Raw genomic sequence first — 21,361 nt, forward strand, 5'->3', positions numbered from 1 at the left:
GATCTCGTATACGTCGCCGTATCACACGACTCCGGTCGTGGTGAGTGACGGGGTGTCGACGGCGACGACGCACACGTTCGTGAACCCGACGCCGGGGTTGCCTTTCATGTTGCGGGTGCAGGCCAAGAACGCTGTCGGGGTGGGTTCGGTGGCGCAGGTGCAGGCGACCGCGCCGGCGACGACGGTGTCCATCCCCGCCGCTCCGACCAGCCTCGCTGTCACGTCGAACACTTGGGATGCACTCACCGTGGTGTGGGCCGCTCCGCCCGGGGTCGTGACCGACTACCTCCTCTCGTGGCGGTCGCCCTTGACTCCGACGTGGCAACTCGTGGGAGACGGTGTCTCCACATCGACCTCTCATACGTTCGTCGGTTCGAGCCCAGGCGTGACCTTCGAGATACGCGTCCAAGCCAAGAACGCCTCGGGGACCGGCCCGGCTGCGATCGTCTTGGCGTCGACGCCAGCGGGATCGCCGCCGAACTCGGCACCGGCACCGCTGCGCGCCACCCCCGTCGACGGGGGCGCGGTGACGCTCGAGTGGGCGCCCCCGCCAGGCACCGTCACTGACTACGTGATCTCGTATACGTCGCCGTATCACACGATTCCGGTGATCGTGGACGATGGAGTGTCGACGGCGACGGCGTGGACGACGACGCCCACGCCTGGACTCACTTTTGTTATCCGTGTGCAGGCGAAGAACCAGTTCGGTGTAGGCCCCGCGGCGACGATCTCGGTCCGGGTGTCGAGCTGAGTTCAGCTTGAAGCGTCGGGTTCGGCGAACTCCGTGACCCAGGCCTCAACGACGTCGTCCGGATAGCCGCGGTGGAAGTGGCGGCGCCAGGGGTACGCCGGGCCGGGCTGACCCCGTCGCGGGAGTTGCCGCGCGGCGGCCCGCCGCTTCGCTGGGCTTCCCGCGACGAACGCCCCGGGCTCCACGTCCCGCGAGACGAGGCTCTGTGCACCTACGACCGAATCGGATCCGATCGTGATTCCCGGCAGAACGGTGGCGCGGGTTGCCACCACCGCATAGTCCTCGACCGTCACACCGACGTACGGCCCGTCGCTCGGCGGTACCGGATCGTTCGTGAAGACGACATAGGGAAAAATCCACACGAAGTCGCCGATGGTGCTGTGCTGCGTGATGTGGGCGCCGTTGAAGATGCGGACGTATCGTCCGATCGTCGCCTCTCCCTGCAGGTCGGCGAATGTTCCGAGCTGGAGGTCTTCTCCTGCGCGGATGTGCTCGCGGACCGACACCTGATGGCCGGTGCGCAGGCGCGGTCCGAATTCTGATCCCTGGTAGAAGACGCTGTGGCTCCGAATGGTGGAGCCTTCCCCGATTCGCAGTTGCTCTCCGTCTGCGAGGGGAGTCGGGACCCCGATCGCGCAGTGACTTCCGATCGTCGTACCACGGCCGATCTCGACGTCGTCGTGGACGACCGTGAATGGGCCGATCGTGACATCGTCCCCGATCCGAGCGGTGGGGCTCACGTGAGCCAGAGGACTGACCGACATTCCATCCCTTCGTCCCCGAACGTTCGTTCGCGCCGACCAGCGCCGACCTTCCGCTTGACTAGGATAGGCGGGTTGTCGAATGCGAGGAGAGCCCCATGGAACAGAGCGAGCTGCTGAAGATCGTCGAAGCGGTTCTCGAGGTCGCGCCGGGGACGGTGTCGATCGACTCCGATCTCAAGGAACTCGATTGGGACTCGCTGTCGGACATCACGTTCATCGCCATGATCGACGAGGCGACGGGAAAGTCGCTCGATCCGCTCCTTCTCGCCGCCGCGCGTACACCCGCCGATCTCAAAGAACTCCTCACCGAAGCGTCCTGACGCCGGCACCGATCTAGGCATCGCCGTAGGGTGGGGCCATGGGTTCCGCAGCGCGCATACGCGCCATCACCTACCACCTCCCTGCCGGCGAACTCACCAACGCCGACCTCGCCGAGATGTTCCCCGAGTGGACCGTCGACAAGATCTCCGCGAAGACAGGCATCTACAGCCGACGCGTTGCCGGCGCCGATGAGTACGTCTCGCATCTCGCGACGGCCGCAGCGGAGCGCCTCTTCGAGGAGAGCGGTATCGAGCGCTCCGACATCGACTACCTCATCCTGTGCACGCAGACCCCGGACTACCTCCTGCCATCGACGGCTTGCATCGTTCAGGACAACCTCGGACTCCCCACCTCGGTGGGTGCGACGGACATCACGCTCGGCTGCTCCGGCTATATCTATGGGCTTGGCCTCGCGAAGGGTCTCATCGAGTCCGGGCAAGCGAGAAGCGTTCTCGTCCTGACGGGCGACACTTACACGAAGCTGCTGAACCCCGCCGACCGCTCGGTCCGCACCATCTTCGGCGACGGCGCCTCGGCTACCCTCGTGACGGGGGACGGCTCACCGACGTCGATCGCCGCGATCACCTACGGAACCGACGGCTCTGGTGCGGGTCATCTGGTCGTGCCCCATGGCGGTATGCGCGACGGAGGCGAGATCTCACCACGATCCGATGTCGGAACGCGTTCGCTCGAGGCGACGAACTACGACCTGTTTATGGATGGACCGGAGATCTTCAATTTCACGATCCGAGTGGTTCCTGACGCGGTGGCGAAGGTGCTCGAAAAAGCTTCGCTCGCCCAGGACGACATCGACTTGTTCGTGTTCCATCAGGCGAACCGGTTCATGCTCGATCACCTGCGGTCCCGGCTCAAGATACCCGAGGAGAAGTTCTTCACGTTCCTCGAGGGGGTCGGCAACACCGTGTCATCGACGATCCCGATCGCGCTCGTCGAGGCGCAGCGCACAGGAGCTCTGCGCCCGGGGATGCGCGTCATGCTCCTCGGCTTCGGGGTCGGACTCTCCTGGGGCGGTCTCGTCCTCGACTGGGAGTAGACATCGCCTCGCTGCGCGGCTAGGAGGGGAAATCTCCCGACTCTAGGAGGTCCAGCGCGGCCTCTGCGACCGTAGTGGGAACCTCGAAGTCGACGTGCATCCAGGTGTTCCGGTTCGCCGCTGTGCGACCCTCTGCCGCGGAACCTGCCGCGGAGAAGAGTCTGACACCGGCGACCGACGTGATCGTCGCCGGGAGGACGAATCCGGCCGTCCCGCGAGACACCAGGGTCAGTACCCGCGCGCTCTCGGGGAGCAGGAGGTAGTTGGCCATCACAGCTCCACCTGCGCTCACGAGGTGGGTCGTCGACGAATACAGCGCGAGCTGCTCTGCGAAGTCGAGCCGACCTGGGTCCACGATTTCGTACCCGCGGCGCGCCGCGATCGCGGCGAGGTCGGCTTCGTTCGTCAGAACCCGGCGCGCTGACTGGCGCCGAAGGAAGACTCTGCGGCTCGGTGGGGCCGGATCCACGTCTCCCAGAAGGTGCGCGCGCAGGGCGCGAAGCGGCGCGGGGTTGACTTGCACCGACTCGTGCCAGGGCACGCGAGTCGTGTCGAGTACCTGGAGCGGCGGTGCCGTGACGTGCAGGATGCCTACGCGTTGGAGCATCGCGGTGTCTGCGACCACGACGGGGCGCCCGCTGACCCGACGCAGGGCCTCGCGGCCGGTCGACGGCGTGCGTGAACTCACGAGGAAGGGGATCTCTCCGTCGAACTCCGCATCTGCCATCAGGGCGCGAGGGAGATATTCCGCGAACCAGTGGTACCAGTTCCCGTCGTGACGTCCGGAGAGCAGAATGGCCTCTGGGAAAGTCTCGGGGGCGACCGGGTTGAGCGCGACAAGGGCAGCCTCGGGGTGCTGGGACGAACCGAAGACGTTGAGCCACTGTCCGCCAACGTGGTCGCGGCGAGGGTCCGCGGCGTCCTCGTAGACCACGAGAGTGTCGCCGACGAGTAGGGTGCCGCCGTCCTGCACGGCAGCGTCCTCGTAGCGCAGCCAGTCCTGGCTGGGTGCGGCCAAAGTCTCCTCGCCGTGCCGGAAGAAGACTAGGCCGTCTTTCTGCTCGTACCGCGGGACGGGAACCCCGTCGATGGGCGAGGCGACGGAGGGGTTCGGGCGGTCGACCGCGACGCCGAGGAGATCGGATCGTGGCGCGACGCGCCCTGCCGCCGCGAGGGCGAACCGATCAGCCCAGCGCTTGATGTGCTCGGCGCGAGCCGTCGCCGCGGCTGCACGCGCCGCGAGCGGTCGGCCCGCAGGGTGCTCGACGATCTCGAGAGCCTCTTCGGGCCGGGAAGCGACGAAGCGCGCGAACCAGGTTCGCGGATCGCCCGTCGCGACGGGCGATTCGGCGATGGCGTCGATCGCGCCCGTCGTCAAGGGCCGGCCGACGGGGAGGAACTCCTGGCACTGAGATCGCGCCGTCGGGTTGGAAGTCGGTATCTCGCGGAGCGTGCCCGTGTCGTCGATCGCGCCAAATGTGAGGCGCGCAGCCGACGTCGTGCGCGCCGTGACGACGAATCCGTGACGCAGGAGCCAGGGGATGCGCCCTACATCGGGCCGCGGGTACCGACGGACCTGGATCCTGAACGCCGGGTTGGCCCGACGCAGGGCGCGCGTGTGGAGTCGGACTCCCTGTCGGCGAGGAAGCCAGCCCCAAATGGTGATCTCTCGTTCCCGGTCGTCGGGGTTCTCGTCATGGGGCGACAGCGCGGCGATGCGTGCCGCCTCCGCCACCCGCTCCCGCGAGCCTCCCGCCCAGAACGTGTGAACCTCCCGAAGGAGGCTCCGCTCGTAGTCGTCGTATGTCTCGTGCGTTGTCCGGTCGCTCATATTAAGGATGTTCGGCGTCACGCCAACGCCTGAAGCATCCGTGCGATCATATCGAGGAGTCGTTCAGCGGCCGTGCTCGATCGGCCGTCTCGTTGACGATTGGCAGTGAAACATGAGCAATCTCGGTCATGGGGCTGCGGCTGCTCCGCCCAACCAGGTGCACCGCCGCGCCGCCTGTCTTGCGGACCTCCGTGCCGATCTCGCCCGCAGCTACCCGCGCTTCAGCAGGCGCCGTCTCTCGAAGATCGCGGCTTCGCACGGCCTCCGACGACTCCCGGATGCTCTCCTCCTGAACGACAGTCCGTCGCCCGGGATCGCCCGTGAGTTGAACCGGTTCGTGCGTCGCCTTCGGGGCGAGCCGTCGGGTCCGCGGCGTGAGCATCCGCTCTTCTCCTCAGAGTTCTACAGGATGCTGTACCCGGATGTTGGTCGCTCGCGCGTCGTGCCGTGGCTCCACTACCAGGTCTTCGGGCGGTCTGAGGGCCGTAGTCCGCACCCCCTGCTCGACATTGCGGGCCTGGCCCGACAACTCCCCACCGCGTTGCCCGGCGAAGTTCTCGACGCCTATCTAATCGACCCGCGGAACTGGCTCGCCAGCCCTGGTCCCTACGTCGATGCCGAGCGGTTCATGCTCGCAGGGCCGTGGAACGGGACGACCAACCCGCTCCTGCAGATTCTCCGCGACTACCCGAGCGAGCCGTGGGTGCGGGTGCGGCTCGGACTCATCGACCTCGGAACCTCAACCGACGCGGTGCGGCTCGCTGCGGGGCTCCTCGCCGTGCGCCAGCCCGCGCTCGCCAGCGCGACGTCGCTGTCAATGTGGCGGCCCCCGGCGTCGGAGCCCCAGGTACGACCGAACGGGCCCTATCGGGTCGTCCCGGGCTTCTTCGCAGGCATCCACGGCGAGCTCCTGACGGTGGGTCCCGGCCTTGAGAGCGGTGACGGGACAGCGCTCCGTGCAGGAGACGGAGTCGTTTGTCTCGACGCGGGAGAACGAGTGGCGACGCGACGGCTGGTCTACCTCGCCACGGAGGATGCCGACGCATCCGGCCTTGTCCCGGACGCCGGGACATTGTTCGCGCCCACCTCCCCCGCGCAGGAAGCCCGACTCCGCGCGTGCGGCGCGCGCGTGCTCGCGTACGGCCGCCAGGTAACCGTCGCCGCGGAGGAGTTCTCCGTCGCGAGGGTCGTCCCCGGCAAAGGTGTGCCGTCATGACACGGGTCGGGGGCGTCATCACGGCGCACAATCAGTTGCAGTGGATCGAGGCGTCGCTCACCACGCTGCGACCGGAGGTCGACGAACTCGTCGTCGTCGACGACGGGTCGAGCGACGGCACCGCGGAATTCCTGGCGGCGAACCGTGAACGATGGGACTACCAGCTTGTCAGTCTGCCGACGTCAAGGGGTGTATCTGAAGCCTGCAATCTGGCGATTGATGCGATCTCATCTGACATCGTGCTCTTCCAGGGCGGAGACGATCGCAGCCTGTCCGGGCGCAGGGAGCGGTCGGTCGAGGCGCTGGCTGACCCGACGGTCGTCCTCGTCGATGCTCTTCCGCGTGTGATAGACGGGGATGGACGGCTGCTCCCGGACGATGCCGCGGGGGAGTTCGTGGAGGGGGGGCGCGCACCGGACGCCCTCGCCTACCTCTTCTGGACAGGCAACTTCGTGTGCGCTCCCTCCGTCGCCCTGCGCCCCGCCGACTACCGCGAGGTCGGCGGCATGGCCCCGGGGATCGACCTACTGCAGGACTACGGCCTCTGGTTGGATCTCGCAGCGCGCGGCCGCTTTGCACGGGTCGCCGCGCCGCTCATCGATTATCGCAAGCACGGGCGCAATCTGTCCCGCGAAGTCCAGGGCGTCGAGTCCACGCGGCAGAAGCGCCACGCCGCTGAGTGGGGCTGGATTCGGAACAAGTTCCTCGACCGGGCGACAAGCACGACCCTCTCGCGGATCGCGATGCTCCCGCATGCCCCAGGTGTGGCAGCGCTTACCCGAGATGAGCATGCGATGCTCGTCCGGATCCGGAGCCGAGACCCGTTCCTCGCACGCCGAGGGCTCGATGACCTCTTCGACTTCCTGCGTCGCGAGGGTGTCGCCGGGCTCGACCGACTCGGGTTCACGCGGGGCGACATCGACGAGCTCGCCGCAGTCGCCGATCCCCAGAACCTCGCCGCTCTCGGTCGGGCTCGCGCGGTCATCGAGCGTCTCGTTGAGCTGACGACGGGCTGACGGTCGGCCCCACGGGTTTGTGAAGGCGGCGGCGCCCTAGGGAAGGAGGCGACCCCGGTGCCCCGTGAGCCCGTCTGCTCAGTCGACTGCCATACAGTGGGGGGGTGCACAACTGGTCGGAGCCGGGCCTCATCGACGTCCCTGCTCATCGCGATGACTTGGGCGCTCTCGGTGTCGTGGAGAAGGATCAGCCGTTCCCGTTCCCCATCAAGCGCGTGTACTTCCTGTACGACGTCCCCTCGGTCGCGGTCCGCGGGTCGCACGCGCACAAAGGCCTCAACCAGCTGATCCTTGCCGTGGCGGGTGCCTTCACCGTGCGCCTCGACGACGGGCAAACGGCAAGGGACTGGCGACTCGACACCCCCGAGCGGGGGCTCGCAGTCCCCCCGGGATACTGGCGGACCCTTCGCGACTTCACGGCGGGAGCGGCGGCCGTCGTCTTCGCGTCGGAGGAGTACGACGAGACCGACTACATCCGCGACTACGACCAGTTCGTCGACTGGACGCATCGTGACTGACGCACCCATCCCGTTTTTCGATCTCGGCGCCCAGGTGCGCGGTTACCGGGACGAGCTTCATGGCGCTCTGGATCGAGTGATTGACGGCGGCTACTTCATCGGAGGCCCCGAAGTGTCTCGCTTCGAGGAGCGTTGGGCGAGCGCGGTCGGCGCGCAGCACTGCGTTTCTGTCGGCAACGGGCTCGATGCCATTCGTCTCATTCTCGAGGGGTACGGCATCGGACGTGGCGACGAGGTCGTCGTACCGGCTTTCACCTACTACGCGACGTGGCTCGCCGTGCAGCAGGTTGGGGCGACGCTCGTGCCCGTCGACGTCGACCTCCGCACGGCCGCACTCGACGCGGAACTCGTCGCAGAGGCGATCACTCCGCGCACCAAGGCCATCCTCGTCGTGCACCTCTTCGGCATCCCGGGCGACCTCGCGCGTCTCCGGTCCATCGCCGACGAGGCGGGCGTGCTGCTGATCGAGGATGCGGCTCAGAGCCACGGTGCACCGGGGGTGGGGTGTACCGGCAATGCCGCCGGTTTCTCCTTCTATCCGACGAAGAATCTTGGCGCACTCGGCGATGCGGGCGGTGTTACCACCGACGATGCGGTCCTCGCCGACCGAATCCGGAGCCGCCGCTCCTATGGTCAAGGTGCCCACAAGTATGAGCATGTCGACACCGGCTGGAACTCGCGACTCGATCCACTGCAGGCGGCCTTCCTCGGTATCCACCTCGACCGCCTCGACGCGTTCACTGCGCGGCGTCGGGAGATCGCGACTGAATACTCGCAGGCACTCGCCGACGTCCCGGATGCTTTCGTCGGCCCGACCGACGCCTCGGAGAGCGTGTGGCACCACTTCGTGCTGCGGGCCACCGACCGGGACGTGCTCCGGGCGGACCTCAAGCGTCGGGGTGTCGGCACCGATATCCACTACCCGTATTCCCTGGGTGACATCGCGCCGCTCGCCGGTCTCGTCACCCGCAACGCCGCGCCGTCGCCACGTGCGGTGCGCCTCGCCGCAGAGGTGACGAGCCTGCCGATAGGCCCCTGGATGACCGACGATCAGGTGGCGCGAGTGGCCGCGGCGCTGCGCGAGTTGCCTCGGCGGCTCCTCATCGCATCGTGAACGCCGCCACAGCCCCGGTGCCGGGCGTCGTCTCCGTTGTCCTCGTCAACTTCCGCGGCGCCGACGACACGATCACGGCGATCGCCGAACTCGGCAAGCTCGACTGGGATCCGGCGCTCCTCGAGATCGTTGTCGTGGAGAACGCCTCGGGTGATGACTCCGCGGAACGTATCCGCGCCGCGGCCCCGCACGTGAAGCTCATTGAGTCGCCTGCCAACGAGGGGTTCGCGGGCGGGTGCAACCTGGGCGTCCGGCACGCGGCGGGCGAGTTCGTGGCGTTGCTCAACAACGACGCTCGTCCCGACGCGCAGTGGCTCGCCGCCGCAACCGAGCGGTTTGACGAGTCGCCGCGCGTCGGCGCGGTCGCCAGCAAGGTCGTCGACTGGGATGGGAAGCTCGTCGACTACATCGGCGCCGGACTCACCTGGTACGGGATGGGCTACAAGCCGCTGACGGGCGAGCCGATCCCTGGCAGGGAGCCAGGCCCGCACGACGTCCTGTTCGGTACCGGTTCCGCGATGGTGGTGCGGCGAGACGTGTACGACGACCTCGGCGGCTTCGACGAGCGCTATTTCATGTTTTTCGAGGACGTCGACTTCGGCTGGAGGCTGAACCTTCGCGGCTGGCGATTCGTGTACGAGCCCACCTCGATCGTCTTTCACAAGCACCACGCGTCGATGTCCGGCTACGGCTCGCACAAGGAGCAGTTCCTGCTGGAACGCAACGCGCTCTACACGCTTTACAAGAACATCGGCGAGGAGTCGCTCGGGTCGGCCCTCCCCGCGGCGATGGCGCTCGCCGTCCGGCGGGGACTCACCCGCACCACCCAGGTCGACAACGAGGCCTACGACCTGCGCCGTGGCGGGAGTGACGACGGCGACGCTGAACCTTTCCCAAAGTCTGCGATCGCGGTGAACTACGCGATCGACCAGTTCATAGACAGGCTGCCGAGCCTACGGGCAAGCCGCGACGAGGTCCAAGCCACTCGACGAGTCTCCGACACCCGACTCTGGGCCCGTTTCGGGCTGACCGACGCGCCGGTCTTGCACGAACCCCGCTACGTGGAGGGCTACGAAAACATCGTGAACGCATTCGACGTCACCGAGCCGCCTCCCGCCCGTCGCGTTGTTATCGTGACGGGGGACCCCATTGGAGTCCGGATGGCGGGTCCGGCGATTCGGGCGTGGAACATCGCCGAACTTCTCGCGCGCGAGCATTCGGTGACCCTCGTTTCACTTACGGGGATCGAGGATGTCGCTGCCGAGTTCGATCTCATCCACGTCGCAGCGGGCGATGACCGCGCCTTCCGCGTCCTTGAACGTGCGGCCGATGTCATCATCTTCCAGGGCCACGCGATGGATGCGTTCCCGTCGCTGCGCGACACCGACAAGATCGTCGTCGTCGACATCTACGACCCGATGCACCTCGAGCAACTCGAGCAGGGTCGCGAAATGCCGCGTGAGCTCTGGGAACGTCAGGTGAGCGACGCGACGGATACGCTCAACGCGCAACTCGCACGAGGGGACTTCTTCGTGTGCGCATCGGAGCGGCAGCGGACCTTCTGGCTCGGTCAGCTCGCCGGGCTCGGGCGGATCAACCCATCGACTTACCAGGGCGACCCGATGCTCGACGGGCTGATAGGCGTGGCGCCATTCGGCATCTCCGCCGGCGAACCTGAGCACCGCCGTGAAGTCGTGAAGGGTGTCGTCCCCGGTATCGAACCCGACGACAAGTTGCTCCTCTGGTCCGGTGGCCTCTACAACTGGTTCGACCCGGAGACTCTCATCCGGGCAGTGGCCGAGGTGAGCGCGCGACGCGACGGGGTGCGCCTCTTCTTCCAGGGGACGAAGCATCCGCACCCCGGCGTCCCGGAGATGGAGGTGGTGGCGCGCTCGCGAGCTCTCGCCGCGGAGCTGGGGGTGCTGGGCAGCGCCGTCTTCTTCAACGACTCGTGGGTTGAGTACGCGGACCGCGAAAACTACCTCACCGAGGCGGACGCGGGCGTGAGCACCCACTTCTCCCACATCGAAACGACCTTCTCATTCCGAACGCGCATCCTCGACTATCTCTGGGCGCGGCTGCCAATGGTCGTGACCGAGGGCGATCACTTCGCCGAGCTCGTCGAAGTCGAGGGGCTGGGTATCGTCGTTCCAGACCGAGACGTGCCCGCCTTGGCTGATGCGCTCGAACGCGTGCTCTTTGACGAAGAACTCGCGCAGGCGTGCCGCGACAACATCGGTCGCGTACGCGAGCAGTACCGCTGGGACCGCACGCTAGCGCCCATCCTCGAGTTCGTGCGTGATCCCCTCCCGGCTGCGGATCGCGGGCGCAGTATGGACCGCCCACGGCGCCGGCGGAAAGCGAGCGGACTGCGCCATGACCTAGCCCTCGTCGCGCACCACCTCCGGTCGTCGGGCCTGCGTGCCGTCGCGGGCAAGGTAGCCCGTCGGCTTCGTCGGCGCTAGAGGCGCCAGATGACGACGTCGGTCGCGCTGTGCACCTACAACGGTGAGCGCTTCATCGCCGCGCAGATGCGGAGCATCCTGTCGCAGACCGCACCGGTCGACGAGGTCGTCGTGGGAGATGACGGGTCGGTCGACGCCACCCTCGACATCGTGCGCGCAGAGGTCGCCGCGGCGGCCGCGCCGCCCCGGCTCGTGGTGCTTGAGGGTGCCGTGCGGCTCGGGGTCACGGCGAACTTCGCCCGCACGGTCGCGGCGTGCGAGGGCGACATTGTCGTCTTCAGTGATCAGGATGACGTTTGGCATCCGCGCCGCGTCGAGGAGGCGCTTGCGGTGTTCTCCGCGGAGCCCGAGGTGTCGCTCGTGTTCGGCGACGCACGCCTCGTGGACGGAACGGGGACACCGCTCGGGTCGCTGCTGTCCGACGCGACCGAGATCACCGCCGCCGACCTCGCCCTTCTCCGCGCCGACCGGGCATTCGAGGTGCTCCTCCGGCGCAACCTCGTCACCGGGGCGACGATGGCCGCTCGCCGCGAGGTCGTCCGACGCGCACTCCCTTTCCCCGCGGAATGGGTTCACGATGAGTGGATCGCGATCGTGGCCGCTGCTTCGGGGCGCCTCTCCTGGCTGGACGAGCCTCTCATCGACTATCGGCAACACGGCGCGAACCAGATCGGCGCGAAGGTGCCGACGCTCCGCTACAAAGTTGCGCGGGCCCTCGAGTACCGCGGCGATCGGTACGACTTTCTCGCACGCCGCGCCGGAGTCCTCGCTGAACGTCTTGAGGCCGAGCATGCGTCGGATGACGTGCGGCGCGCAGCGCGTGGAAAGGTCGAGCACCAGCGGCGACGGGCCGCCCTCCCTGCGAATCGCGTCGCGCGAGTTCCCCGTGTACTCGGGGAACTCATTCGCGGCCACTACCGCGCGTACGCAAGCCAGGGAACTCTCGATGCCGTCCGCGATCTGCTCTCACCGACTGGCCATCGAGCCGAGGGGAGTTGAAATGCGCATCCTCTACGTGATCACCGACGCCGATATCGGCGGTGCCGAGCGTCTGCTACTTGCCCTCGGCAGGCATGCCGACTCTCGCGACGAGATCGGCCTCCTCGTTCTCATGGGACCGGGTTCGCTCAGCCCGCTGCTCGAGGTAGCCTTCCCACACGTCGAGTACCTGGGGTTCCCGCCCTCGTCGAGGGACCTTCCCAGAATGGTGGGGGCGCTGACTCGGGCGGTCCGAGCCTTCGAGCCCGATATCGTCTCGTCGCACCTGTTTCACGCGGATCTTGTCGTCGCGCTCGCCCGCGTGGCCGTGCCTCGCACGACGACAGTGCACACTCAGTCTCTCGGCCCGGCCGATCACCTGCTCACACGGGTCATTGCGCGAGTCGTCGGGGCCCTTTCGTTCCGTTTCGACGCAGTCATCCCGGTGAGCGACAGCGACTCCATGCGGTCGTTCGCCCGTCGGCTCGGGTACCGCCGGCTCGAGCAGCCGATCGTCAACCCCGGCGAGATACCCGACCGGCCACTCTTTGAACCTGCGAGTCGTCGCTTCGTGTCGATCGCGCGGAGTCACCCAGTCAAGGGGCACGCGACGCTTTTCACGTCTTTCGCATCCATGGCCAGCGAAGCGCCCGACTGGACGCTCGCCTGCTACGGCCCCGGTGTCGTCGCCGGGGACGACGTCATCGAGCACTCGCTCCGGCCGTCGCCCGTGCGGGAGTTGTACGAGGCGGGACGGATCACCCTGGGCGGTCCGATCCCCGATCCCTCGTCCGCTCTCGCAGATGCCGCAGCTCTCGTCATATCGAGCGGTTACGGCGAGGCGTTCCCACTCGTCGGAACTGAGGCCGCGGGCGCGGGCGTGCCCGTCATCAGCACCGATGTGGGTAGTTGCGCCGAGTTCGTAGACGATGAGCGCTTCCTGGTCCCGCCCGGGGACATCGCGGGGCTCGCTCGGGCGCTCACTGAGTACGCGGGACTCGACGACACGACGCGGCGCCGGCTCTCGCTGCGCGCTCGAAAGCGTGCCGAACAGCGCTACACGCCGCAGGCGGCCGTGGCGGCCTACCGTGCGGTGTTCGAGCGGCTCGGTGCTCCGACCGGTTCCTGACCAGTCGTCGTCGCGACGAAACCCGCCACGATGACGGCGAGGGAGCCGCCGCCGCCGCCGATCGCGAAGCCCAGGAGCGCACCCCACATCCCCCATACCGGTGACGCCGCGATCATGCCAGCCGTCCCGGCGAGGAACCCGACGAGCCAGATACGCGAATACATCGCCTGCCGACCGCTGACGAGGAGATAAGCCGAAGGGGCGCTTGTGCAGGAGATGACGAACACGACCACGAGCAATGCAATAGTGGGTGGCCCCCCGCCCGCGAACTGTGCGCCGTAGAACAGCGGCAGCATCCAGGGGGTGAGGGCGATGAGCACGCCGAACACCGCCGCGAAAATGAGAAACGACCCGATCGCAGTCCGGTTGTGTGCGCGTCGCGCGTCCAGCGGGTCCGTAGCGAGGAGCCGCGCGAAGTGCGGGATGAGCACCTGGTTGAGCGCCTGAGAGAGCAGGTTGGCGGGAGTCGCGAGAGACAGCCCCGCGGCAAACAGGCCGGCCGTCTCAGCACTGTCGAACGTCTGGACGAACACCATCGTCGCGGGTAGCAAACCCCCGGTGGCGATGGCACCGATGGTCGTGTCCCGGATGAAGCGGCGCAGACTTCGACGTTCGTCGTCATCCGCTCGGTCTTTGGCGACGCGAGGCCATCCGACGACCGCGAACAGGAGGTAACCCGCTGCGAGGGGTAGCAGGAGGACCGCCGACGCACCGGCGAGCAGGACAAGGGCGAGTAGAACCACGGCCGTCGCCGAGGAGATCGCATCGAGTACCGTCGCGAATCGGTACCGGTCGAGGCCGAGCATCGCCCCCCGCACGAAGACGTAAAGGCCGTACCCCGCGACCAGCGGCACGGCGCAGAGCGCGACGAGCGGGTCGCCAGTGATCGCCCACCCTACGGGAAACGCGAGTGCCGAGGACGCAGCGACGGCCAGGAGGGTCGTCGCCCGGAGCCAGGTCAGCGAAGCCTCCGGCCGGAGGGCTCGCGCAAGGATCGAGGCCGCCGCGATCCCGGACGCCGTCGGCCAGAAGAGTGCGAGGTAGACGGCGAGCGACAGCATGGCGCTCGCCGCCCCGAGGGTCTCGGGGTCGGTCGCGCGCCCGATCGCGATCGTGCTGACGAACCGGGCGACCCCCTGCACACCGACACCGATGGTGGTCCAGGCCGTGCGGGAGATCAGCGTGGCGGCCACGGGCTCAGCGTACCTGCGGTCGTCTCAGCGACTGCACCCTAGAGTTGTCCGGTGCATTCGGATCGTGAGCGCGAGCGACTCCTCGTCATCATTTCCACGGTGGCGGTCGATGCCTGGCTCGACGAGGCGGTCGAGTCGGTGCTCGCACAGCTTGAGCACGGCGATCGACTCCTCGTCCGGCACGATGGCGTCCCCTCGGACCCGGAGCGGGGGTGGACCCGGCATCCCGCGGTGACGATCACCCAGGCCGCGCAGCGCTCCGGCATAGGCCGCGCCCTCGCGGAGAGCGTTCCCGCTGGCGACGAACCCCTTATCGCGCGGCTCGATGCCGACGACATCGCCTATCCGGGGCGCTTCGCGGCCCAGCGCCACTACCTTGCGGAGAACCGAGATGTCGTCCTCGTCGCGTCGATGGCGAGGCTCATCGACGGGGAGGGACGCGTAATCGGCGACTACCGAACCCAGCCCGGGGTGCGTATCCGTCACCGACTGATCGGAGGCAACCCGATCGTTCAGTCGACCGTCATGTTCCGCCGGAGCGCGTATGACGTGGCAGGCGGCTACAACCCGGACGTGCGGCACTTCGAAGACTACGATCTGTGGCTTCGGCTCGGCCGAGTGGGAGAGGTAACGATTCTGTCGGAGTTCTTCGCCGGCTACCGCCTGCACCCGAGCCAGGCCACGAGGACGGTTGGTGTGCTCGGCGCGCCGCTCGAGATCGCGACGCGCGGGCAGTTCGCTCTCGGCGCGGAACTCGGCCTGAGCACATGGCAGATCCGTCGCCGCCGCGCCCACTGGTGGGTGGTTCAGTACGGGATGACAGCGAAGGCCGCGCTCCACCGCCGGCGCGCGGCTCTGGCGTCTCGCGAACGACCCCGCGGCTAGGGTGGTCCGGTGCCGACTGATTACGCTGACAGGCGCCCTCGGCGCAGCTGGTTGCCTCTAGTCCGCCTTCTGGTCGTCCCGCTCCTGGCGGTCCTCGGGCTTGGCTCGTGGGCACTCGCGTCGCCCGTCGGGTCAAGCCCGGACGACGACTTCCACCTCGCGAGCATCTGGTGCGGTCTCGGCGAGCGCGACGGCCTGTGCGAGGCGACCGGGGACCCCGAGACTCGCGCAGTACCGGCGGCTGTCGCGTTCGCTGCCCACTGCTACGCCTTCCGGCCGGATGAGAGCGCCGCGTGCCAGGACGAGCTCGTCCAGTCGGCGAGTGATGACCTGCAGACCACGGACAGGGGCAACTTCCGCGGCCAATACCCCGGCGGGTTCTACGCGGTGCTCGGTCTGTTGGCGTCTCCCGCGGTCGAGATCTCGGTCATCGCGATGCGCCTGGTGAACGTCATCCTGTTCGTGGCTCTCACGACCGTCACGTTCCATCTGCTGCCACGTCGCCGGGCGTCCTCGCTGCTCTGGCCTTGGCTGGTGACGACGGTCCCCCTCGGAGTCTTCGTGATCGCCTCTACCAACCCGAGTTCGTGGACCGTGATCTCAGCGGGCACGCTCTGGATCGCGCTCGTCGGCTTCCTCGAGGCGGATACCAGAGGGCGACGCGCGGGGCTCGGCGTCGTCGCGGGTGTCGCCGCAGTGGTGGGCGTCGGCTCGCGCCCGGACGCCATCGTGTTCACCGGGATCGCCGTCGTCCTCGCTCTCATCCTTGCGCTCCGGCGAGGCAGCATCCGACCCAAGCTCCTCGCCGTGCCAGCGGCGGTTCTCGCGCTCGCCATCGCGGTCTTTCTGATAGGGAACCCAGCCGGCGTCGCAGGTGGGTCGCTGGGCTCTGGGGGCGGGACGCCACTTGAGAACCCGATGGCTCTCCTACTCGGCAACGTGCTCAACGTCCCGCTTCTCTGGGCTGGGGTCTTCGGGTCATGGAATCTCGGATGGCTCGACACGCAGCTGCCTGGTGTAGTCGGCGTCGCGCTTCTGGTTGTGTTCTCCGGCGTCGCCTTCGGCGGTCTGAGGAGCATGGACCGTCGAAAGCTCGTTGCCCTCGCGATGCTTGGTGCGGCCCTCTGGGTCATCCCAACGTACGTGCTCATGCAGAGTCGGGCGTTCGTCGGGGCCGAGGTGCAGCCGCGCTACCTGCTCCCGCTCGTGCTCATCCTCGGCGGTGTAGCCGTGTTCGTCGCGGGTGCACGGACCCCGGAGTTTACGCGGTTCCAGGGATTGCTCGTCGCCGTTGTCGTCGGTGCAGCGCATGCCGTCGCTCTGCACTTTCAGATCCGGCGCTACGTGACAGGGATGGACGAACAGTCCGTCGACCTAGGTGCGGGGGCCGAGTGGTGGTGGGAAACGGCCCCGTCGCCGACGCTCCTTTGGCTCGTGGGGGCCGCGGCACTCGCAGCCGCGGCCACGCTAGTCGCACGCGAGCTCACCGCGCCGCCCCGAACCATGCCGATCCCCTCCGCGCCGTGAGCGACACGTCCGAGGCGAATCGGCCCTTGCGGATCGCCTTCGTCGTCAACAACTACCCGCCCAAGGTCGGAGGCGTCGAAGCCCACGTGTCGAGCCTCGCGCGGCGCCTCCGCGCCATGGGGGCGGAGGTCGTTGTCGTCACCCTGGGCGAGCCGGTGGGAGAGACCGACGAAGACGGGATCGCCGTCTATAGGTTCTCCTCTTCGACCGCTGTCGGCGACGTGCTGGCATTTCCGCGGCCGGGCTTCTTGCGGCAAGTGCGGCGCATCCTCGAGGGTCAAGTGGACGTGATCTGGACGCACACGCGCTTCTTCCCGCTGAGCTGGTTGGGCTCCCGGCTCGCACGCCGCCTCGGGCTCCCGCTCCTCCACACCGAGCACGGCTCCGACTTCGTCCGTGGCGTTTCGGCTCCGATCGCACTGGCCAGCCGCCTAGTGGACGTCACGCTCGGCGCCGCAACGCTCCGTCGCGCGGCACGCGTCATCGCCGTCTCGGATCGGGTCGCCGACTTCGTGCGCAGACTCTCCGGGCGCGAGGCCGTCGTCATCCCCAACGCGATCGACGTCGAGCCCTGGCTCGCGGCCCGACGCCCTCGTCGGCCCGTGCTGGTCTTCGTCGGGAGGCTCGTACCCGGCAAGGGCTGGGACACCGCGATCGAGGCGCTCGCCCTCCTGCGCTCCGACGGCGTGGACGCGAGCCTCGATGTCTACGGCGATGGGCCGGAACGCTCCGCGGTGGAGCGGCTTGTCGCTCGCCTCGAGCTCACCTCGAGCGTGCGTCTCCAAGGCAGGGTCGGCCAGACGCGGCTCGCCGACGGGCTTGCGGGAGCCCTCCTCGTCAACCCGACGGTGCTTGCAGAGGGCTTTCAGACGTCACTCCTGGAGGTTCTCGCCGCGGGAGGTGCTGTCGTCACATCTGACGTGGCCGGAGCCCGCGAACTCGCGCGGGACGGTGCACCGGTCACGCTCGCTGAAGCTGATGCGCGCGCGGTGGCGACGGCGACCGCTACGAGGCTTCACGACGCCGCGGCTTTCCCGGCGGAGTCGGTCCGGCGTTGGGGTTGGGACCGCCGCGTGCGCGACCTCGCAAAGCTCGTCAGCGAAGTGATGCCGCCCGGCCGTCCGCGACTCAACATCTAGACTGTCGACCGTGACCCGTGTGGATGCTGGAGATGCGGAGCTCGCCCGACGGACCTGGCTCATCGTGCCGGTGTACAACGAAGGCGAGGTGCTCGGTCAGGTCGTCGCCGCCATCCGCGAAGTATTCCCGAACGTCGTCTGCATCGACGACGGCAGCAGCGACTCCTCTGCCGAGATCGCCAGGGCTGCGGGCGCCGTCGTCGTGCGGCATCCGATCAACCTCGGCCAAGGGGCTGCTCTCCAGACGGGGTTCGACTACGCCCTCGCCCGACCCGACGCCGACTTCTTCGTCACGTTCGACTCCGACGGGCAGCACCGCGTCGAGGACGCCATGGACATGGTTCGCCGCCTCGAGGCCGAGAACCTAGATGTCGTCATCGGCAGTCGGTTCCTCGACAGTCGCTCGAACGTCGGGCACCTGAAGCGTTTCGTTCTCCGTCTCGCGGTGATCTTCGAAGCGGCGCGGTCTGGAATGCGTCTCTCCGACGCCCACAACGGACTTCGCGCGTTCACGAGGCGGGGTGCCTCCGTGATCCAGATCGAGCAGAACCGAATGGCGCACGCGTCGGAGATCACGGCGCAGATCGGGCGAGCGAAACTCCGCTACGCCGAGCAGCCGGTGCAGGTGATCTATACCGAGTACTCGCGACGCAAGGGTCAGTCGATCTGGAACTCCGTCAACATTCTCAGCGATCTGTACTTCAAATGATTGAGGCGAGATGTCTAACCAGCTAGTGATCCAGATCATCCTCGTCGCTGTCTTCACTGTCTTTGCGGTGATCCTGCTCCTGCCGAGTCGTGGGCCGCGTCGGCTTGCGATCCGTCGGTTGGCGCTGCTCGCGGCGCTGCTAGCGGCGATCGTCGCGGTCGCCTTTCCAGGGATCGTCAACGATGTCGCGAACCTTCTGGGCGTCGGTAGAGGCACTGACCTGCTGCTCTACGCGCTCGTCGTCGTCTTCATCGGAACGACGATTTCGTCCGCGGCGCAGAACCGCCAGACGCATCGAGAGATCACGCGGCTCGCGCGGTCGATCGCGCTTCGCGACGCCGAGGAGCGGAGCCGCCCGTGACCGTGCTCGTCACCGGGGGCGCGGGCTACATCGGGTCGCACGTCGTGCGCCTGCTCCGGGACCGTGGCGACGATGTCTGCGTCGTCGATGACTTCACGACCGGCCGGTCTGAACGGGTGCCGCGCGAGGTTCGAGTGCTCGACGTCGATCTTTCGACCGACGACGCGCTCGACCAGTTGACAACGACGATGCGCGACGAGCGCGTTGACTCGATCATCCACTTCGCTGCCAAGAAGCGAGTCGACGAGTCCGTTGAGCGCCCGGCGTGGTACTACCGACAGAACCTCGGCGGACTCGCCAACCTGCTTCTCGCCGCAGACTCGGCTGACGTCAGGAAGTTCGTCTTCTCGTCGTCGGCTGCGGTCTATGGCTCGGCCCAAGGCGCGGCGATCCGCGAGAGCGACCCAACTCGCCCCGTGAACCCCTATGGCTCGACGAAGCTGTTCGGCGAGCAGCTCATCGCCGAAGCGTCGGCAGCGGGACGCGTGCGTGGCACGAGCCTGCGCTACTTCAACGTTGCGGGCGCTGGTTGGGACGACCTCGGCGATACCGCCGTGCTCAATCTCGTCCCGATGGTGTTCGAGCGCATCGACGCGGGGGAGAGCCCGCTGGTGTTTGGTGACGACTACGACACCCCCGACGGGTCGTGCATACGGGATTACGTGCACGTCCTCGACCTGGCCGAAGCGCATCTTGCGGCCCTTGACAGGCTTGGCCAAGGTTCCGCCGGGCACCGGGTGTACAACGTCGGCACGGGGCGCGGGACGAGTGTCAAAGAGATGGTCGCCGCGATCGCCCGTGCTGCCGGGCGCGACATCGAGCCGCTGGTCGTCGAAAGGCGCGCGGGCGATCCGGCAGCTGTCGTAGCTGATCCAGTCCGGATTCGCGATGAGCTCGGCTGGGCTCCTCGTCACGACCTCGACGCGATCGTGGCATCTGCCTGGAGCGCGCATCTCGCTCATCGAGAGTGATAGAGATCGGTGGGATCTCAGAGTCGCCTGGGAGCCCGTCTCGCCGACCGCTCACGCGCCGCGCATCGGATTGCCTATTGCTGTAGGCGGGGCATCGGCCATCGCTCAGGCCCGTGGAATCCGAATGCTGCCCGTGTCCTCCGACGGCGGCGGAATCGGGCTGAGCGCCCGGCGCCAGCTCAGCTCGCCCGACGCCTTCACGCAGCAGATCACGAACAGCAGCCACCCGGCCTCGGTGAGGATCGAGCTCTCGGCCACGGAGACGATCACGAGCGCGACGAGCACGAGCGCGGGCCACGTGTAGACGACGCTGCGCCGCCGGCCGGCGAGCAGCCACGATCGCGTGAAGGCGAATCCGACGAGCGCGAAGAAGATCACCACGCCCACCGCGCCGATCTGGAGCCACAGATCGACGACGGCGTTGAGCGCCGAGTCGTGCGGCCGGCCTGCGGTCGGCGTCAGCACCGAGTAGGGCACCACCGAGGCGTTCCAGATGCCCATCCACCCCCATCCTTCGAGCCAGTGCAGGGCCACGAAGTCGAGCACACGCTGCCAGAGTTCCAGCCGGAACTGCAGTTCGCCGGTTGCGTTGAAGAGGGCGATGATCGGCGCCCGGAACACCCAGGCGAGCACTGCGCCGACGGCGAGCGCGCCCAGCACGACGTACTGCGCGACCTGGCGACGGCCCGGGTTGAGACGACGGATGCCGTACAGCGCACCGGCGGCGGCGGCGAGCACGACGGCGACCATCGTGACGACGGGGGACTGCGTGAACACGATGGTGCCCGCGGCGAGGGCGAGCGACGGGATCGCGACCCGGCGGTGGATCGCCCTCGTGCGCCACTCGATCGCGAACGTCGCCGCTCCGATGGCGGCGAGTAGCCCGAGCTGGTTCCGATCGGCCACGAGGCCGGAGATCGGACCCCCGTAGGCGAGTTCACCGCCGATGTTGAGCGCCTCGAGCGGCGCGTCCAGGATGATGCCCGACAGCACCTCGAGGACGAGCGAGACGAGCAGCACGGCGCGGAGAACATCCCCGAAGCTCCGGATGATCTGGATGGTGTCGCGCGAGAGTCCGATGTAGACGCCGACGAAGGTCACCAGCAGCAGGTAGCCGAACGACGCGAGCGTCACGCGCTGGTAGGCGCTCCAGAGCACCGAGATCCCGACCCAGGCGAGGTAGGCGAGGAGAGTGATCGGCAGCGTGGCCCAGTTCCAGTCGATCTCGTCGCGCCGGGCGAGGAGCGACAGCAGCAGCAGCGCGCAGAGCAGCACGAGCGCGGCGAGGTAGCCGGCCCAGCCGGTGACCTGCTGCGCCGTGAACGCGATGAGCACGAGTCCTGCGCCGACTGTCGTGAGCGCCGCCGTCGTGCGCGGCTGGCGGAGCAACTCGAGACCGGCCGCGATCACGCGGACCCC

At 67.8% G+C, this 21,361-nt stretch carries 20 protein-coding genes; 16 read left to right on the top strand and 4 right to left on the bottom strand.

Annotation, left to right across the window (positions count from 1 at the left end):
• Positions 1-751: fibronectin type III domain-containing protein (locus ACO1X9_RS02445; protein ID WP_486349238.1), on the top strand; the 751-nt coding region annotated here is incomplete at its 5' end.
• 2 nt (positions 752-753) lie between these two features.
• On the opposite strand, the gene ACO1X9_RS02450 is transcribed toward ACO1X9_RS02445, so the two are convergent.
• Positions 754-1,491 carry a hypothetical protein gene (locus ACO1X9_RS02450; protein ID WP_486349239.1) on the bottom strand — a complete coding sequence of 246 codons (738 nt, stop codon included), beginning with the start codon at positions 1,489-1,491 and terminating at the stop codon, positions 754-756.
• A 119-nt stretch (positions 1,492-1,610) separates the two neighbouring features.
• Here ACO1X9_RS02450 and ACO1X9_RS02455 point away from each other — a divergent pair, with 119 nt between their 5' ends.
• Together ACO1X9_RS02455 and ACO1X9_RS02460 are read left to right on the top strand one after the other, a co-directional pair.
• Positions 1,611-1,835, top strand: a complete 225-nt coding sequence (locus tag ACO1X9_RS02455; protein WP_486349240.1) for an acyl carrier protein — start codon at positions 1,611-1,613, stop codon at positions 1,833-1,835.
• 38 nt (positions 1,836-1,873) lie between these two features.
• Positions 1,874-2,890 carry a 3-oxoacyl-ACP synthase III family protein gene (locus ACO1X9_RS02460; protein ID WP_486349241.1) on the top strand — a complete coding sequence of 339 codons (1,017 nt, stop codon included), beginning with the start codon at positions 1,874-1,876 and terminating at the stop codon, positions 2,888-2,890.
• Positions 2,891-2,909: 19 nt separating this feature from the next.
• Here the strand turns inward: ACO1X9_RS02460 and ACO1X9_RS02465 are convergent, their stop codons facing one another.
• The gene (locus ACO1X9_RS02465; RefSeq protein ID WP_486349242.1) at positions 2,910-4,721 is read right to left on the bottom strand and encodes a glycosyltransferase family 61 protein; all 1,812 of its coding nucleotides are present in this window, start codon (positions 4,719-4,721) and stop codon (positions 2,910-2,912) included.
• A 112-nt stretch (positions 4,722-4,833) separates the two neighbouring features.
• On the opposite strand from ACO1X9_RS02465, the gene ACO1X9_RS02470 reads away from it, so the two are divergent.
• The 7 genes from ACO1X9_RS02470 to ACO1X9_RS02500 all read left to right on the top strand — a co-directional run bounded on the left by ACO1X9_RS02470 (position 4,834) and on the right by ACO1X9_RS02500 (position 13,157).
• Complete coding sequence (locus tag ACO1X9_RS02470; RefSeq protein WP_486349243.1) at positions 4,834-5,937, top strand: hypothetical protein; 1,104 nt, start codon at positions 4,834-4,836, stop codon at positions 5,935-5,937.
• Positions 5,934-6,953, top strand: a complete 1,020-nt coding sequence (locus tag ACO1X9_RS02475) for a glycosyltransferase family 2 protein (protein ID WP_486349244.1) — start codon at positions 5,934-5,936, stop codon at positions 6,951-6,953. Before ACO1X9_RS02470 ends, ACO1X9_RS02475 begins: the two co-directional genes overlap by 4 nt.
• A 104-nt stretch (positions 6,954-7,057) precedes the next feature.
• Positions 7,058-7,471 (top strand): sugar 3,4-ketoisomerase, encoded by a 414-nt coding sequence (locus ACO1X9_RS02480; protein WP_486349245.1) that lies wholly within the window; start codon positions 7,058-7,060, stop codon positions 7,469-7,471.
• Positions 7,464-8,585 carry a DegT/DnrJ/EryC1/StrS family aminotransferase gene (locus tag ACO1X9_RS02485; protein WP_486349246.1) on the top strand — a complete coding sequence of 374 codons (1,122 nt, stop codon included), beginning with the start codon at positions 7,464-7,466 and terminating at the stop codon, positions 8,583-8,585. The genes ACO1X9_RS02480 and ACO1X9_RS02485 overlap by 8 nt, the downstream gene beginning before the upstream one ends.
• Entirely contained in the window at positions 8,582-11,050 is a 2,469-nt protein-coding gene (locus tag ACO1X9_RS02490) for a glycosyltransferase (protein ID WP_486349247.1), read from the top strand. Before ACO1X9_RS02485 ends, ACO1X9_RS02490 begins: the two co-directional genes overlap by 4 nt.
• A gap of 9 nt (positions 11,051-11,059) precedes the next feature.
• The gene (locus tag ACO1X9_RS02495) at positions 11,060-12,049 is read left to right on the top strand and encodes a glycosyltransferase family 2 protein (protein ID WP_486349248.1); all 990 of its coding nucleotides are present in this window, start codon (positions 11,060-11,062) and stop codon (positions 12,047-12,049) included.
• Position 12,050: 1 nt separating this feature from the next.
• Positions 12,051-13,157, top strand: coding sequence for a glycosyltransferase (locus tag ACO1X9_RS02500; protein WP_486349249.1), 1,107 nt, complete (start codon positions 12,051-12,053; stop codon positions 13,155-13,157).
• Here the strand turns inward: ACO1X9_RS02500 and ACO1X9_RS02505 are convergent.
• On the bottom strand, positions 13,112-14,350 hold the full coding sequence (locus tag ACO1X9_RS02505; protein ID WP_486349250.1) for a lipopolysaccharide biosynthesis protein: 1,239 nt from the start codon (positions 14,348-14,350) through the stop codon (positions 13,112-13,114). The genes ACO1X9_RS02500 and ACO1X9_RS02505 overlap by 46 nt on opposite strands.
• 51 nt (positions 14,351-14,401) lie before the next feature.
• Here ACO1X9_RS02505 and ACO1X9_RS02510 point away from each other — a divergent pair, with 51 nt between their 5' ends.
• The 6 genes from ACO1X9_RS02510 to galE are packed head-to-tail and all read left to right on the top strand — an operon-like array spanning position 14,402 to position 19,942.
• On the top strand, positions 14,402-15,235 hold the full coding sequence (locus ACO1X9_RS02510; protein WP_486349251.1) for a glycosyltransferase: 834 nt from the start codon (positions 14,402-14,404) through the stop codon (positions 15,233-15,235).
• Positions 15,236-15,244: 9 nt separating this feature from the next.
• Positions 15,245-16,762 carry a DUF2142 domain-containing protein gene (locus ACO1X9_RS02515; RefSeq protein ID WP_486349252.1) on the top strand — a complete coding sequence of 506 codons (1,518 nt, stop codon included), beginning with the start codon at positions 15,245-15,247 and terminating at the stop codon, positions 16,760-16,762.
• Entirely contained in the window at positions 16,759-17,901 is a 1,143-nt protein-coding gene (locus ACO1X9_RS02520; protein WP_486349253.1) for a glycosyltransferase family 4 protein, read from the top strand. Before ACO1X9_RS02515 ends, ACO1X9_RS02520 begins: the two co-directional genes overlap by 4 nt.
• A 10-nt stretch (positions 17,902-17,911) precedes the next feature.
• A complete protein-coding gene (locus ACO1X9_RS02525) occupies positions 17,912-18,610 on the top strand; it encodes a glycosyltransferase family 2 protein (RefSeq protein ID WP_486349254.1) in 699 nt (232 codons plus the stop codon).
• Between the two features lie 25 nt (positions 18,611-18,635).
• Positions 18,636-18,971, top strand: a complete 336-nt coding sequence (locus ACO1X9_RS02530) for a DUF2304 family protein (RefSeq protein ID WP_486349255.1) — start codon at positions 18,636-18,638, stop codon at positions 18,969-18,971.
• The gene (gene galE / locus ACO1X9_RS02535; protein WP_486349256.1) at positions 18,968-19,942 is read left to right on the top strand and encodes a UDP-glucose 4-epimerase GalE; all 975 of its coding nucleotides are present in this window, start codon (positions 18,968-18,970) and stop codon (positions 19,940-19,942) included. Before ACO1X9_RS02530 ends, galE begins: the two co-directional genes overlap by 4 nt.
• A gap of 105 nt (positions 19,943-20,047) precedes the next feature.
• Here the strand turns inward: galE and ACO1X9_RS02540 are convergent, their stop codons facing one another.
• On the bottom strand, positions 20,048-21,352 hold the full coding sequence (locus ACO1X9_RS02540; RefSeq protein ID WP_486349257.1) for an O-antigen ligase family protein: 1,305 nt from the start codon (positions 21,350-21,352) through the stop codon (positions 20,048-20,050).
• Between the last annotated feature and the right edge of the window lie 9 nt (positions 21,353-21,361).

The sequence above is a fragment of the Pseudolysinimonas sp. genome (genome assembly GCF_057350545.1).

Coding starts and splice junctions, on each gene's coding strand:
- ACO1X9_RS02455 (WP_486349240.1), top strand. CDS start 1,611: ATGGAACAGAGCGAGCTGCTGAAGATCGTCGAAGCGGTTCTCGAGGTC.
- ACO1X9_RS02460 (WP_486349241.1), top strand. CDS start 1,874: ATGGGTTCCGCAGCGCGCATACGCGCCATCACCTACCACCTCCCTGCC.
- ACO1X9_RS02465 (WP_486349242.1), bottom strand. CDS start 4,721: ATGAGCGACCGGACAACGCACGAGACATACGACGACTACGAGCGGAGC.
- ACO1X9_RS02470 (WP_486349243.1), top strand. CDS start 4,834: ATGAGCAATCTCGGTCATGGGGCTGCGGCTGCTCCGCCCAACCAGGTG.
- ACO1X9_RS02475 (WP_486349244.1), top strand. CDS start 5,934: ATGACACGGGTCGGGGGCGTCATCACGGCGCACAATCAGTTGCAGTGG.
- ACO1X9_RS02495 (WP_486349248.1), top strand. CDS start 11,060: ATGACGACGTCGGTCGCGCTGTGCACCTACAACGGTGAGCGCTTCATC.
- ACO1X9_RS02500 (WP_486349249.1), top strand. CDS start 12,051: ATGCGCATCCTCTACGTGATCACCGACGCCGATATCGGCGGTGCCGAG.